A 12,724-nucleotide genomic window follows, 5' to 3' on the forward strand; every position below is an offset into this window, starting at 1 on the left:
CCAGCAGTGCGGAGAAGACCCGCAGGTGGGCGCTGGAGGATACCGGCAGGAACTCGGTGAGCCCCTGGATCAGGCCGAGCACGGCCGCATGGATCCAGTCGATCACCGGACACCCGCCACGCGTGTCCGTCGTTCGCTTCGCATCGTGTCTTCCTGTTCCGCTCGGAGGGGAAGGCCTGGGGCTGCCGCGCGGGCCGTGGCCCACGGCGGGCACGGCCCGTCACCGCCGTGGCGGCGGCGGGACGGCGAGTGCCCGGCCCGCGGCTGTGCGGTGTTCGCGCGCTTGTGCGGGCAGGCGGCGCGGCCAGCATGGCCGAGGCTGGCTGAACGTTTCCTGAAGACCCGGGCCGAGGCGGGTGGTACCGGGTGGGGACCGACCGGCCGGGGAAGGTGGGCGCGGACGGTCAGGCGTTCGCGCGGGCCGGGCGGCAGAACCCCGCGGCCGGTCCCGGTCGTCAGCCCGTGGGAACGGACACCACGAACCTCGCGCCGCCGGACGTGGGCGCGAGGACGATGTCGCCCCCGGCGGCGCGGGCGAGGCGGCGGGCCAGGGGGAGGCCGAGGCCCGCGCCGTCGTGGCCGTCGTCCGGGTCGGCGCGGCGGCCCGCTTCGAAGACGGCCTCGCCCACGGTCCCGGGAACGCCGCAGCCGTCGTCGACCACGGCCAGCAGCACGTGGCCCGGCCGCCGCTCGCACTCCACGGTGATCCGGTGCACCGCGTACCGGCGGGCGTTGTCGAGCAGCGGTGTGAGGATGCGCTCCAGGACCGCGGCGGACACACCCGCTGTCGCGCCGTCGCCGACCACGGTGACGGGCGGGGCCTCGGGGTGTTCCGCGATGCTCCGCTCGGCCAGTGCGCGGGCCACCCCGTCCACCGCACAGCGGCCGGGCACCTGGTCGGCGCGGGTGCGGGCCTCGGAGAGCAGCGTCGTGCAGATCCGCTGCATCTGGGCGGCGGCAGTGGCGATGGCCTCGTGCGAGGTGCGCTGGTCGTCGGAGTTCCGGGGGCGGGCGGTGAGCCAGTCGGTCTCGGCGGTGATCCTGGCCAGCGGGGTGCGCAGTTCGTGGGAGAGCTCGGCGGTCAACTGCTGCTCGTGGCGCAGCATCGCGGCCTGCCGGTCGAGGAGCTGGTTGAGGTTGCCGGCGAGCCCCGCCAGCTCGGCGAGGTGACCGTCGGCGCCGAACCTCCGGGCGGTGCCGTGTTCGCTCCACTCGGCGGCCCGCGTGCTCATCTCGCTCACCGGCCGGAGCGCCCGCCCGACCACCGTGCGGGTGACGAGGTAGATGCCGGAGAGCAGCAGGACGCAGAGGCCGATCGAGCCGGCCAGGACCGATCGGGCGGTGTACCGGTAGGCGTCCAGGCCGACCGAGGCCACGACCGTGCCCACCTGCTTCTCCCCTGCCCTGATCGGTAGCGCGTACAGCCGGAAGGCGTGCGGCTCGGAGGTGTCCGCGGAGGATTCTCCGGTGCCGGCGAGCCGGTCCGCGCGGTCCTGGAGCGCCTCGGGTGCGTTGGGGCGCTGAATGGCCGTGGTGCCCTGGTAGATCCAGATTCCGACGTCGAGGGCCGTGTCGTCGGCGGGCTCGTGCTCGACGATCCGCCCGTCGGGCTGGGCCTCCATGGTCGCGGCAACCGCCGCCGCTCGGGTGCGCACCAGGTCGTCGGCCTGTTGGCGCAGGCGCGCCCCGAGCTCCACGTTGAAGACGGCGGTGAGCACCGCGACCCAGACGGCGGTGGTGGCCAGCGCGAGCAGGGCGAGGCGGCCGCGCAGCGTGGCGGGGGCCCGTCCGATCGTCATGCGAGGCGGTACCCCACGCCGCGGACGGTCAGGATGCTCCGTGCGCTGCCCGCCCCACGGAGTTTGCGTCGCAGCCGCAGCAGGTACTGGTCGAGTGTGTTGTCGCTGACCTGGGCGCCCTCGGGCCATCCGGCACGCAACAGTGTCCGCCGGCGGACCACCGCGCCGGGTGTGGACATCAGGCAGGCCAGCAGCCGGAACTCGGTCGGGGTGAGTGCCACCGGCTCGGCGGCCGTGGACCGCAGCACGTACGCGACGGGGTCCAGACTCAGGTCGTCGACCTCCACACCGGGCGCGCGCCCGTTGCGGCGGATCGCCGCCCGCACCCGGGCGGCGAGCTCCGCCAGGTGGAAGGGCTTGGCGAGGTAGTCGTCGCCCCCGGCGGAGAACCCGGACAGCCGGTCGGGCAGCGCGTCGTGGGCGGTGAGGAAGAGCACGGGCGCGTCGAACCCCTTCGCGCGCATGGCGTGGCAGACGTCCCGCCCGTCGGAGTCGGGCAAGCCGATGTCCAGGACGACGGCGTCCACCCGGCCGTGGACCGCGCGCAGCGCGCCGGCCCCGTCGGCGGCGGTGAGCACCTCGAAGTGCTCTTCGCGCAGGCCTCGGGCAAGTACGTCGCGAAGTCCGTGGTCGTCCTCGACGACCAGCACTTGGTGACCTGTCATGCGGGCCAGTATTGCCCGGCCGGTGCGAGTCCCGGAACCGGTGCTCAGGTTGCGTTCAGGTCCGGCGTGCGAGCCTCGCCCGCATGGCTACCAACACGGAACGGCGCTCGGCCGCACCCGACGTCCAAGGGCTGCTGAACAAGGTGCCCGAGGTCACGGTCTGGTTCTGGGTCATCAAGATCCTGTGCACCACGGTCGGCGAGAGCTTCGCCGACTGGATCAACATGACCCTCGGTGTCGGGCTGATCGACACCTCGCTGATCTTCACCGCCGTACTGGCCGCCGTCCTGGGCTGGCAGCTGCGCACCCGGCGGTACGTTCCGTTCGTCTACTGGCTCACCGTCGTGGTGCTGAGCGTGACCGGCACCCTGTACACCGACATCCTCACCGACAGCCGGGGCGTGCCCCTCGCGCTGAGCAGCAGCGTGTTCGCCGTCGCCCTCGCCGTCGTCTTCGGGATCTGGTACGCCCGCGAGCGGACCCTGTCGATCCACAGCATCGTCACCCGCCCCCGGGAGCTATTCTACTGGCTCGCGGTCCTGGTCACCTTCGCCCTCGGCACCGCGACCGGCGACTGGACCCTGGAGCTCACGGGCTGGACCCCCGGCGTCTCCGTGTTGCTCCCCCTCGGGCTGATCGCGGCCATCGTGCTCGGGCGGCGCCTGGGCGGCGGCGCTGTGCTCTCCTTCTGGCTGGCCTACATCCTCACCCGCCCGCTCGGTGCCAACCTCGGCGACTGGCTCGCCTCGCCCGGCGCCGACGGCGGCCTGGGCCTCGGTACCGCGGTGACCAGCGTGGTCTTCCTGGCCGCGATCCTCGCCACGGTCCTCCACCTCACCCGCAGCCGCGCCGACGTGATCGAGTCGCACGGCGGGACCCGGACCGCGAGTGCGTCGGACCCGGCCCGCGAGCGGATCATGCTCGGCTACTACGCCGTCGTGGCGGTCGCCACCGCGGCGCTCCTGGTCTGGGCGCACCAGCAGCCGCACGCCGCCGTGGCGGGCGAGGAGGGCGACGCTGCGGGAGCCGCGTCCGCCCCGCTCACCCCGGATCAGGCGACGTCTTCGTTCCCGCCCGCCGAGGTCGCGAAGTTCCGCACGATCACCGCGGACACCCTCGCCAAGCTGAACTCCGGCGACCAGGCGGGCGCGACCGCCCGGATCACCGACCTCGAGAAGGCCTGGGACGACGACCAGCCCACGCTGCAACCCACGAACCAGCAGGCCTGGACTCTCCTCGACGGCGAAATCGACCAGGCGCTCAAGGCGCTGCGCGCGTCGAAGCCGGACAAGGCAGCCGAGGTCAAGGCGCTCAACACGCTCCTCACCTCCCTGGGCTGATCGCCTTCGGGCGCGCATCAGCACCGGTGACCGTGGCCCACGACCGCGAGGTCCGACCCGACCGGACCGACGGCCACGCCCAGTGCGCAGAGTCACCGCTCGACGCCGCGCTCAGGAGCTCCCCCGCGTGGCGCCGATGAGTGCCGGCGGCCTGGCGGCCTGCCGGGTGGTCTGTCGGTGGGCCTCGCTACTGTTCCTCACCTGATCGCCTGTGCGAGGAGAAGGGCGGGGCTGTGCGGCGCTGGGAGTTCGTCGAGGGCGGCTCGGACAAGTTCTGGGAGGCCGCGGTCGACGGTGCCGTGGTGACCGTGCGCTACGGCCGGTGCGGCACCGACGGGCGGGAGCAGAGCAAGGAGTTCCCGACCCCGGAGGCGGCTCAGGTGCACTTCGCCAGGACGGTCGCCGAGAAGGAGCGCAAGGGCTACCGCGAGACCGGCGCCGATGCGGCACCCGTCCCACAGCCCGCCACCACCCCCGAGCCGACGGACGCCCCGGTCGACGAGGACACCTTCGTGCTGCCGGACGCCTGGCGCCGGGCGCTGATCCCCCGCCGAGGCGGGGCTATCCGCCCGCCGGCCGCCCCGGCGAAGAACACGGTGAACGGCTACCACGACACCCTGCGACAGATGGATGCCTGGCTGGAGCAGGCCCTCACCGCGGATCGCAGTGACGCGGACCTGGTCGCAGCCGCCCGGGCGCACCAGCGTGGCAGCCAGAACCCGCTCGGTGCGGCGGTGCTGGCCGCGCTGTTCTCGAGCCCCGCCGAGAACAGCGTTCGAAGGGCCGTGGACGCCTGGGTGGCGGAGTTCGGCCTGCCGTTCGCCGCCAGGGCCACCGTCGAGCTGTTCACGGTGGCTGTCGAGACCGACTGGCACACCTCCCGTACCGTCAACCCCGTGTCCGGCGTGGGGTCGATCCCAGGACTGCGGTGTACCGTCCCGCCGCGGACCGGGTCCGGTCGCTGCTGGCAGGGTGCGACGAGGAGACCCATCGCGAGGCGGTCCGGGCCCTGGCCGGATGCCGGGCCAGCCTGGCCCGCCTGGTGGTGTCGGCGTACCTCGTGCCGTCCGAGCTGGCTTGGGCTGAGGAGTGCACGAGGTCGGGTGCGCGGCTGGGCCCGGCCGAGTGGTCGATGTTGCTGTGCTCGCTCTCCTCTGTCGAACCGCTGAGGAACCTTCCCCCGCTGCCGAGCCTGGGCTACGACGGATGGTCCACCGAGATCATCGCGACCGTGGCAGAGGGCCTCGGCGGCGACGCAGCACCGGTGATGCTGCACGATCTGACCACCAGCTACCACCACAAGGACGGCATGAAGCGGATCCCGGACGCGCTCGCCGAGCTCCCCTCCGACGAGGGCTTCCGCGGGCTACTGGCCCAGCAGGACGGCATCAAGTCCACCCGCGCCACCCTCATGGCCGGTCTCCGCCGCTTCCCCCGGCGTGCCCTGCGCCTGCTCGCCGAGGCCGCGGTGGCCTCCACCGACCCGGCCGCGCAGCAGCTCGCCCGGCAGCTCCTCACCGGCCACGTCGCCGTCCACCGCGCGACCGCGCTCGAACTGCTGCCGGCGCTGACGCCGGAGCAGGCGGCCGTGGTGGAGCCGCTCACCGACCTCGGCGAGCGAGTGCCGGAAGTCGGCCCCGACTCGCTACCGGAGCTGTTCACCAGCCCGCCGTGGACGCGGCCGCGCTCCACCGCCAAGCCCCGCGTGCTGACCGGCCTCAGCGCGCCTCGGGAACCGCAGATGCGGTGGCTGCCGGGTGAGCGCGAGGCGTGGGCGGCGACCTCCGAGTCCTGGTACACGAGCTGGTCGGACGACGACTGGCAGCGGGTCGCGGCCACGATCCGGGCCAGGATAGGGCAACCCGAGGACGTGCGGCTGCGCGGCGGACAGCACGCCGAGCTCGCGCTGTTCGCTTACGGAGACGAGGAGTTGGCCCGGCCCCTGCTCTCGCAGTGGCGCGCCGGTGAGCGTATCTGGCACTCCGGGGACTCCCTGCGCCGAGTCGCCGCCCGCTTCGGGACGGACGCCGTCGAGCCGATCCGGGCCGCAGCGGTGGGGAATCCGGCCACGCACGCGTCCCTGCTGCTTCCGTACCTGGACGCCCGGGTGGCCGAGACCATGGCGGACTGGCTGGTGCGCCTCAAGTCGGCCGGGAGCACAGCGCGTTCCTGGTTCACCCGGCACGGCGTGGACGCGGCCCGGCTGCTGGCGCCCGCCGCGCTCGGGAGGACCGGCCCGGCCCGGCCCGGCGCCGAGCAGGCCCTGCGGGTGATCGCCGAGGCGCACGGCGCGGCGGCGGTGCGCGCGATGGCCTACGAATACGGGCCGCAGGCGGAGGAGGCCGTGGGCGCACTGCTGTCGGCCGACCCGCTGGTGACCGCGTGCCCGGCGAAGCTGCCCCCGCCCTGCGACTGGACGGAGCCGGTGATGCTGCCGCAACTGCTGCTGCGCGGCGGCGAGGGCGCCCTGCCCGCCGAGGCGGTGCGGCACGTACTCACCATGCTCGCGCTGTCCGCGCCCGGGGCGTTCTACCCAGGCCTCGACGAGGTGGCCCTGCTGTGCGAGCCGCGGTCGTTGACGGAGTTCTGCTGGGCGGTGTTCGAGCAGTGGCGGCTGGCCGGCATGCCCGCCCAGGACGGCTGGGCGCTGCACGTGCTCGGCCGGTTCGGTGACGACGATACGGTCCGCCGACTGACGCCGGTGCTCCGCGCCTGGCCGGGCGAGGGGGCCCACCACCGTGCGGTGGACGGCCTGGAGGTGCTGGCCGCCATCGGCACCGACGTCGCCCTGCTGCACCTGCACGGCATCGCGCAGCGGGTGAAGTTCAAGGCGCTCAAGACCCGGGCCCAGGAGAAGATCTCCGAGGTGGCAGCTGGTCTCGGCCTGTCCGGCGAGCAGTTGTCGGACCGTCTGGTGCCGGACTTCGGGCTGGACGCCGACGGGACCACCGTCGTCGACTACGGCACCCGGACCTTCACGGTGGGCTTCGACGAGCAGCTCAAGCCGTTCGTGCAGGATTCGGACGGCGTGCGCCGCAAGGACCTGCCGTCCCCCGGGGCGCGGGACGACGCCGAGCTGGCACCGGCCGGGCGCAAGCGCTTCGCCGCGCTGAAGAAGGACGTCCGCACGGTGGCCGGGGACCAGATCCGGCGCCTGGAGGACGCGATGGTCACCCGGCGGTCGTGGACGGCCGAGGAGTTCGGGCAGCTGTTCGTCGGGCATCCGCTGCTGTGGCACCTGGTGCGCCGGCTGGTGTGGCTGGCCGAGGCGGACGGCACCTCGACGGCGTTCCGGGTCGCCGAGGACCGCACCCTGGCGGACGTCCAGGACGAGGCGTTCGCGCTGCCGGCCACGGCCTCCGTCCGGCTGGCGCACCCGTTCCTGCTCGGCGACGGCCTCGCCGACTGGTCGGCGCTGTTCGCCGACTACGAGATCCTGCAGCCGTTCCGCCAGCTCGGCCGCCCGGTGTATGCGCTGACCGACGAGGAGCGGGCCGGCCACCGCCTCACCCGCTTCGAGAACGGTCCGGTGCTGCCCACCACCCGGCTGGTCGGAATGGAACGGCGCGGCTGGCGGCGCGGCGAGCCCCAGGACAACGGCATCGAGCAGTGGCTGTCCCGCCGGGTCGGGCCCGACCTCTACGTGGTGATCGCCCCGGAGGACGGCATCGCCGTCGGCATGTTCGACTCCTACCCCGAGCAGCGGGTGGAAACGGTGTGGCTCGACAGGCGCCCGGGCGACTACTGGACCCACAACCGCACCTTCCCGACCTTCGCCGAGCTCGACCCGGTGACCGCCTCCGAGGTGATCGCCGACCTCACCGAGCTGACCACGCTGTGACCCCTCGCCACCTCACCGACGACCACCCGGGAAAGGCCGCCGTGACCACGAGCCACCGGGTCACCCGATCGGCGACCTGCCGGGCTAGCCGAACCGGTGGCGGTGGACCCGGCTGCAGCCGGGAACCGTCCACCGGCCGTCGAGACGACACGAGCACACGATCGCAACCGACTTGACGGACTGCCAGGCCAGGACGCCGGCAGGGCGGGAGGTGGTGGAGGTCCGCGGCAGGGACGGAGGACCTCCACCACCTCCCGCTACGTCCGCACGGGCCGAGTGCTACCAGTGGTCGTGGCCATCGCAGTGGTCATGATGCCCGTCGTGGCCGCCGTGCCCGTCGTCATGCCCGCCGTCGTCAGGCCCGTGGCGCTCGATCGTGGTGGGGTCGGTGGCGGTGCGGGTGGTGCTGTCACCGCCTCCGGTGACGGTAGCGGTGTTGGTGACGCGCTCACGGGCGTGGCAGGAGACATCGACCTTCAGGGTGATGGGTGGGTAGCTGTGCCCGGCAGGCAGGATGTCGCTGCGCGTACAGGTGAGGGTGGCCGGAACGCAGTTCCATCCCGCGCCGGTGATGCTGTCGGCCCGAAGACCTTCGGGGAGGAGGTCGTGGACGGTGACCGTGGTGCCATTGGTGGGGCTGGCCGTCGCGAGGTTACCCACAGTGATGGTGTAGACGCCGTCCTCGCCGCTGACGAAGGGGGCCGTGTGACTCTTGGCGATGGTCAGGCTGACCGGGACGACCGTGAAGGCGAGGCTGGTACTGCCGCTGCTGCCGGCTCTGGCGGCGCGGTCGGTGCCGCCAGGGCCAGTGGTGCCACCGGGTTCGGTGAGGCCGATGGCGATCAGGGGCTCGACCACCGGCGTCGCCGCGTAGCCGACCTGGGCGACGCGGGCGGGTCGAAGCGTGGCGGTCCAGGTTGTGGCCAGGACGATCAGCAGGACGGCCAGCCCGGTCAGCGTGACCGCCCCCGTCCTCCGGGCCCGCGCCCTCAGCCACGATCGCCACATGCCGCCCGTACCTCCCGTGCCGCGGCTTGCTCCGGCCCGCCCTCTCCCATGTCCGAACACCGACATCTCCGCTTCCAACCGTCGAAACCAAGCCGTGGATACTCATAGCGACACGAACGTGACTTACATCGTCCGTGCGGCGGGGGGCGGGCGAGAGGTGTGCCGACGTCGGCGCCCCGGCGAGGACGGCGCCGGCGCAGAAGGAGCGGTGACACGCTCGACGGGGACCGTCATACGTCGCTCACGGAGCAGATCGGCCGACGGCGAGGGCTGGTCATGGTCGTCGGAGTGGTCATCGACGGCGCCGGAGGAACCTGGAGAGCAGAAGGCAGAGAGCGGCGAGGGCGAGGGCCGCGAGCCAGGCCACCACCGAGGTGGGGAAGTCCCCTTGCAGGGCGACCGGCGCGGCGTCCGCTCCGACGCTGCCGGGGGTCGACGGGAAGGTGATGGTGGCCCGGGTGGTGTGCTCGACCAGGCCGCTCCTGAGCGTGAGCTCCCCGGTCCACGGGCCGTTCGGCAGCGTTGCGTCCAGCGGGACGACCACCTCCCCGCTGTCGCCGGGAGCCAGTGTGGCGCCCGTCCTGCCGGTCGAGAACGGTCCGGTGTGCGGTCCTCCCGGCCCGTCGAGGAGGGACAGTGCCCCGCTGATGTCCAGGGCGCGACCCCCCGTGTTGTGGATCCGGGCGCGAACCTCTCCCCGCCCGTCGCGGGCTCGGGCCGGATAGAGCCGTTCGATCGTGAAGTCCGAGGGTGGCTCGTCACCGGGACCGACGTCGATGTACATGCGGACGCCCACCCGGCCCAGCACCGTCAGAGTGTGCGAGCGATCCGTGGGGGCGGCCGGCTGCGCCCAGATGACGCCGTACCGCTCCCCGGCGGCCGCGTCCCCGGGCACTCGAACGATGGTGCGCACCCGCGCCGTTTCGGAGGCCGCCAGCTCGAGGTCCGCCGCATCGAACGATGTCCAGCCGGTCAGCTCGTCGGGGGTCCGCTCCGGCGCGAAGGTGAACTCACCCTTCGCGATGCTGGCTGCCGCGGCGTAGACGCTGACGTGCATCGGTGTGGACGACCTGTTGGTGATCTCCACCCGCCGTTCGATGGTCGAGCCGGGGGCGAGGTGGTCGATGATGTAGGCATGCGCTCTGGGATCGGCGCGGCGGTTCTCCGGAGCGTCGAGAAGCTTGATGGCGATGGTCCCGCCCGCAGCCGGGTCCTGGGGGGAAGACGCCGCGGGTGCCTCCTGCCCCGCCGCCGGCATCACCCCGGCGGCCAGCACGAAGGCCTGCACGAAGGCCAGCATCAGCAGGAGAGCCCAGTACCGGCGCGCGCCTTTCGTTCCGTCAGGCAACGGATTGGGTCAGCGTTCCGGTGTAGGTTCCGCCGACGGCGCCGGCGGGCACGTTCACGGCGACTGTCGGGTTCCAGGTCGCGGTGTTGTCTCCGACGCCGGCGCTCCCGGTGAGTACTGTCTGCGCGGAGTTGCTCAGCGTCACGTCCGTCGTGGTGACGGTGATGGTGCCGGTCGTCGTCACCGTCCCGACCGAGTAGGTGCCGTCGGCGGCGGGAATCGTCGACGGACCGTTCACGAAGTCCGTCTCCGCCGCGGTCACCGTCCAGGAGGCCGAAAGGAGGGCGCGGTCGTCGGTGACGGTAGAGGGGCCGATCGCCCCGCTGATCGTGGTGCCGGGCGCTCCCGAGCCCAGGCTGACGCTGGCCGGGACCGACATCGACAGTGCGCCGGACGTGACGGTGAACGTGACCGTGGTGCTGGGGTCGCCGTCCGCGGCGGCGAGGCCTGGCTGGACCAGGCCGAGAATGGCGGCTGCGGCCGCGACATAGAGGCTTCGTGCACGCATGATGGCTCCCGGAACGGCCGCCAGAGGACATTCTGGCCGACGGCGGACATGCTGGCTGACGCGCCCCAGACAATCCGGCGCAACCTGTCCACACAAGGCGACGCGCGCCGCGTTCCGCCATACGAATGGCCACATCTCAACCGGAGCGAAGCCCGGCCCGCCCCACCGGCACCCTCGGCCGCCTGACGGCGCGTCCGCAGATCGCAGACGCGGCACCGGACGTCTTCGACCTCGAACCGCTGCCCGTGGAGCACCCCTTGGCCGCCATGGCCGCCGAGGCCCACGTCGAACGCGCCGCCACCCACCCCGAACGCTGGTCCGACTGCGCACCGGTCACCGTGGCCTACGACCGCAAGGTCGGACCCGGGGCGGGGCGCGTCACCCCTCCCGCTGCGCCGGGGCCGGCCGGACCGGGTGCTTGCTCAGGATGGACACGCGGTTGAAGGCGTTGATGGCGATGGCCACCCAGACCACGGCCGAGATCTGGTCGTCCGTCAGGGCCTCGCGGGCGGCCGCGTAGGCGCTCTCCTGCACGGCCGCGTCCGACGGGTCGGTGGTGGCCTCCGCGAGGGCCAGGGCGGCACGCTCCTGTGGGGTGAACAACTCGGTGTCGCGCCATGCCGCCAGGACACCCAGGCGCTGCGCGGTGTCGCCCGCCTGCAGCGCGGCCCTGGTGTGCAGGCTCAGGCAGTAGGCGCAGCCGTTGATCTGGGACACGCGCAGGTTGACCAGTTCCACCAGCCTGCGGTCCAGCCCGGCGTCCGCCGCGACGGCGCGGACCGCCTCGGCGGTCGCCAGCATCGCGCGGTACGCCTGGGGGCTCTGCTTGTCGATGAACACCCGCCGCTGCGCCGGGGCCTGCGCCACCACACTGGTCACAACACTCACGTGAACTCCTCCGGCAGATCCGCTGTCGCCCGCCACTACGCCATGGCATAGTAGTTGAATGTAGAACCATTTTACCAGTGGCAGAAGTGGGAGCGTACCCAGCGTGAGCACCATCGAGACCGACCCCGCCGGAACGGCCGGAACCCGGGCACCGCGGGTGGAGCTGCTGCCCGCACGGGACGTCCCGCTCGGCGGCCCGAGGGCGATGACGGTACGGCGCACCCTCCCGCAGCGGGCCCGGACGCTGATCGGCGCCTGGTGCTTCGTCGACCACTACGGGCCCGACGACGTCGCCGTCAGCGGCGGGATGGACGTCGCCCCGCACCCCCACACCGGACTGCAGACGGTGAGCTGGCTGTTCAGCGGCGAGATCGAGCACCGGGACAGCCTCGGCGTCCACGCCTTCGTCCGGCCGGGCGAGTTGAACCTGATGACCGGCGGCCACGGCATCAGCCACTCCGAGGTGTCGACGCCCGGCACCACCGTCCTGCACGGCGTCCAGCTCTGGGTGGCACTTCCGGAACAGCACCGGCACACCGCCCGCGACTTCCACCACCACGTGCCGCGGCCCGTCCCGCTGGACGGCGGCGAGGCCCGGGTGTTCCTCGGCTCCCTCGCGGGCGACACCTCCCCCGTCCCCACCTTCACCCCCCTGCTCGGCGCCGAGCTCACCCTCCGCCCCCACGGGGCCACCACGCTCGCCGTCGACCCCTCGTTCGAACACGGCCTGCTCGTCGACCACGGGGACGTCCGAATCGCGGACACCCCGCTGCGCCCCGCCGAACTCGGTTACCTCGCCCCCGGGTCCACCACCCTGACCCTCACCAACACCGGCGACACGACAGCCCGGGCCATCCTGATCGGCGGTCCGCCCTTCGAGGAGCGGATCGTGATGTGGTGGAACTTCATCGGCCGCGACCACCAGGACATCGCCGAGGCCCGGGAGGAGTGGCAGGCCGGCTCCGACCGCTTCGGCAGCGTCGCCGGCTACCCCGGGAACCGCCTCCCGGCGCCCGTCCTGCCCGGCGCCACCCTCACCCCGCGCGGCAACCCCCCGGTGCCGCGGTCCGGCTGAGGAGGCACCGGGCCGCCCTCCCCGGCGGGCCGGCGCCTCACTCCCGGTACAGCAGCACGGTGGCGCCGGCCAGCACCGCGCCGGCCACCAGCGCCCAGGCGGTCTGCCCGTGCAGCACCAGGACCGCACCCGGTGCGGCGCCCGCCAGCATGGTGGCCACCGCGAGGATCCGGCGCCGCTGGCGCGGCGCGGCGCCGCCGGCCGGGCGGGAGTCGGCCGCCAGGCCGGTCAGGGTGAGGGTGAGCACGGTGG

At 73.1% G+C, this 12,724-nt stretch carries 11 protein-coding genes and 2 pseudogenes; 5 read left to right on the forward strand and 8 right to left on the reverse strand.

Annotated elements, in window-relative coordinates; translation table 11 throughout:
* From AA75_RS46210 to AA75_RS31500, 3 genes are all read right to left on the reverse strand, one after another.
* On the reverse strand, window positions 1-103 hold a 103-nt coding region (locus AA75_RS46210), incomplete at its 3' end, for an undecaprenyl-diphosphate phosphatase (RefSeq protein WP_304441507.1).
* A 352-nt stretch (window positions 104-455) separates the two neighbouring features.
* Window positions 456-1,799: a sensor histidine kinase KdpD gene (locus AA75_RS31495; RefSeq protein WP_033823739.1), complete on the reverse strand. Its 1,344-nt coding sequence runs from the start codon at window positions 1,797-1,799 to the stop codon at window positions 456-458.
* Entirely contained in the window at window positions 1,796-2,464 is a 669-nt protein-coding gene (locus tag AA75_RS31500) for a response regulator transcription factor (protein WP_033823740.1), read from the reverse strand. Before AA75_RS31500 ends, AA75_RS31495 begins: the two co-directional genes overlap by 4 nt.
* Window positions 2,465-2,547: 83 nt before the next feature.
* On the opposite strand from AA75_RS31500, the gene AA75_RS31505 reads away from it, so the two are divergent.
* The 3 genes from AA75_RS31505 to AA75_RS31510 all read left to right on the forward strand — a co-directional run bounded on the left by AA75_RS31505 (window position 2,548) and on the right by AA75_RS31510 (window position 7,645).
* Window positions 2,548-3,804: a hypothetical protein gene (locus AA75_RS31505; protein ID WP_033823741.1), complete on the forward strand. Its 1,257-nt coding sequence runs from the start codon at window positions 2,548-2,550 to the stop codon at window positions 3,802-3,804.
* A gap of 233 nt (window positions 3,805-4,037) precedes the next feature.
* The gene (locus AA75_RS52615) at window positions 4,038-4,973 is read left to right on the forward strand and encodes a WGR domain-containing protein (protein WP_233289280.1); all 936 of its coding nucleotides are present in this window, start codon (window positions 4,038-4,040) and stop codon (window positions 4,971-4,973) included.
* Window positions 4,974-5,035: 62 nt separating this feature from the next.
* Entirely contained in the window at window positions 5,036-7,645 is a 2,610-nt protein-coding gene (locus AA75_RS31510; RefSeq protein ID WP_199520461.1) for a DUF4132 domain-containing protein, read from the forward strand.
* 279 nt (window positions 7,646-7,924) lie between these two features.
* Here AA75_RS31510 and AA75_RS31515 read toward each other — a convergent pair whose 3' ends face one another.
* The 3 genes from AA75_RS31515 to AA75_RS31525 all read right to left on the reverse strand — a co-directional run bounded on the left by AA75_RS31515 (window position 7,925) and on the right by AA75_RS31525 (window position 10,509).
* Window positions 7,925-8,653 carry a DUF11 domain-containing protein gene (locus tag AA75_RS31515; protein ID WP_033823742.1) on the reverse strand — a complete coding sequence of 243 codons (729 nt, stop codon included), beginning with the start codon at window positions 8,651-8,653 and terminating at the stop codon, window positions 7,925-7,927.
* Between the two features lie 292 nt (window positions 8,654-8,945).
* The gene (locus tag AA75_RS31520; protein ID WP_033823743.1) at window positions 8,946-9,953 is read right to left on the reverse strand and encodes a hypothetical protein; all 1,008 of its coding nucleotides are present in this window, start codon (window positions 9,951-9,953) and stop codon (window positions 8,946-8,948) included.
* Between the two features lie 40 nt (window positions 9,954-9,993).
* Entirely contained in the window at window positions 9,994-10,509 is a 516-nt protein-coding gene (locus tag AA75_RS31525; protein ID WP_033823744.1) for a hypothetical protein, read from the reverse strand.
* Between the two features lie 257 nt (window positions 10,510-10,766).
* Between AA75_RS31525 and AA75_RS52620 the strand changes: the two are divergent.
* Window positions 10,767-10,862 (forward strand): annotated as a pseudogene (locus tag AA75_RS52620) (exodeoxyribonuclease III); the annotation flags it as partial.
* 25 nt (window positions 10,863-10,887) lie between these two features.
* Here the strand turns inward: AA75_RS52620 and AA75_RS31530 are convergent.
* Window positions 10,888-11,388: a carboxymuconolactone decarboxylase family protein gene (locus tag AA75_RS31530; RefSeq protein WP_033823745.1), complete on the reverse strand. Its 501-nt coding sequence runs from the start codon at window positions 11,386-11,388 to the stop codon at window positions 10,888-10,890.
* Between the two features lie 112 nt (window positions 11,389-11,500).
* Between AA75_RS31530 and AA75_RS31535 the strand changes: the two genes are divergently transcribed.
* Window positions 11,501-12,472 carry a pirin family protein gene (locus AA75_RS31535; RefSeq protein ID WP_033823746.1) on the forward strand — a complete coding sequence of 324 codons (972 nt, stop codon included), beginning with the start codon at window positions 11,501-11,503 and terminating at the stop codon, window positions 12,470-12,472.
* 37 nt (window positions 12,473-12,509) lie between these two features.
* Here the strand turns inward: AA75_RS31535 and AA75_RS52625 are convergent.
* Window positions 12,510-12,724: pseudogene (locus AA75_RS52625) on the reverse strand (DUF1275 family protein); the annotation flags it as partial.

Source organism: Kitasatospora sp. MBT63 (assembly GCF_000710465.2).
Lineage (GTDB): Bacteria > Actinomycetota > Actinomycetes > Streptomycetales > Streptomycetaceae > Kitasatospora.

What these genes read in the sequence shown, in the direction of transcription:
- AA75_RS31495 (WP_033823739.1), bottom strand. Translation starts at nt 1,799, where the DNA reads ATGACGATCGGACGGGCCCCCGCCACGCTGCGCGGCCGCCTCGCCCTG.
- AA75_RS31500 (WP_033823740.1), bottom strand. Translation starts at nt 2,464, where the DNA reads ATGACAGGTCACCAAGTGCTGGTCGTCGAGGACGACCACGGACTTCGC.
- AA75_RS31505 (WP_033823741.1), top strand. Translation starts at nt 2,548, where the DNA reads ATGGCTACCAACACGGAACGGCGCTCGGCCGCACCCGACGTCCAAGGG.
- AA75_RS31515 (WP_033823742.1), bottom strand. Translation starts at nt 8,653, where the DNA reads ATGTGGCGATCGTGGCTGAGGGCGCGGGCCCGGAGGACGGGGGCGGTC.
- AA75_RS31520 (WP_033823743.1), bottom strand. Translation starts at nt 9,953, where the DNA reads ATGCTGGCCTTCGTGCAGGCCTTCGTGCTGGCCGCCGGGGTGATGCCG.
- AA75_RS31525 (WP_033823744.1), bottom strand. Translation starts at nt 10,509, where the DNA reads ATGCGTGCACGAAGCCTCTATGTCGCGGCCGCAGCCGCCATTCTCGGC.